Here is a 680-nt window from a genome sequence, read left to right as displayed (position 1 = left end):
AAGAGCCGGGTGCCTTCGATCGCCGCCGCCAGGCTGGCGCCGGCGCCGCCAACCGTAGCGGCCATCATCCACCAGTACTTCGTCAGGAAATCCGAAATCGCGATGACGATCAGCGTCGGTAGCGGCAACGCGGCGCCGAAGCTGCCGAATACTTCCTTGAACGACGGCACCACCCAGATCATGATGATGGACGTCACCAGCACGGCGAACGCCACGATGGCGACCGGATAGACCAGTGCGGCGCGCACTTTGCTGCGCGTGGCCAGCGTCTTTTCCTTGTAATGGGCCAGTCGCGCCAGCAGCTCGTCGAGCAGGCCGGCTTGCCGACCAGCGCCGGGCCGCCGGCGCGCATTTCGCCGCGTGCGGACTTGCCCTGGCGGTCGCGGCCTTCCCACGCATACAGATCGTCGCGCACGGCGGTCATGCCGATGCGTCCGTCAACACCGTCACAGATTGGTGCATGCGAGGATTTCCTCCAGGCTGGTCAATCCCTCGCGCACTTTTTGCAGGCCCGCCTGGCGCAGCGTGAGCACGCCTTCGCGCACCGCCTGCGCTTCGATGTCGGGCGCAGGGGCGTGGGCCAGGATCAGGCCTTCGATGGCTTCGCTGATCGGCATGACCTGGTAAATCCCGACGCGTCCCTTGTAGCCCGTGTCGCCGCAGCGCCGGCAACCTGCGGC

2 protein-coding genes are annotated in these 680 nt (G+C 66.6%); both read right to left on the bottom strand.

The window, feature by feature from the left end; genetic code table 11:
* The coding region (locus HLUSI_RS29810; RefSeq protein ID WP_040503725.1) for a type II secretion system F family protein at nt 1–395 on the bottom strand (395 nt) is incomplete at its 3' end.
* A 51-nt stretch (nt 396–446) separates the two neighbouring features.
* Nucleotides 447–680, bottom strand: a 234-nt coding sequence (locus tag HLUSI_RS29805; protein ID WP_040503724.1) for an ATPase, T2SS/T4P/T4SS family, incomplete at its 5' end; no start/stop codon positions are given.

This window comes from Herbaspirillum lusitanum P6-12 (assembly GCF_000256565.1).
In the GTDB taxonomy this organism is placed as follows: Bacteria; Pseudomonadota; Gammaproteobacteria; order Burkholderiales; family Burkholderiaceae_D; genus Herbaspirillum; species Herbaspirillum lusitanum.
This window is presented reverse-complemented; position numbering and strand designations above follow the sequence as displayed.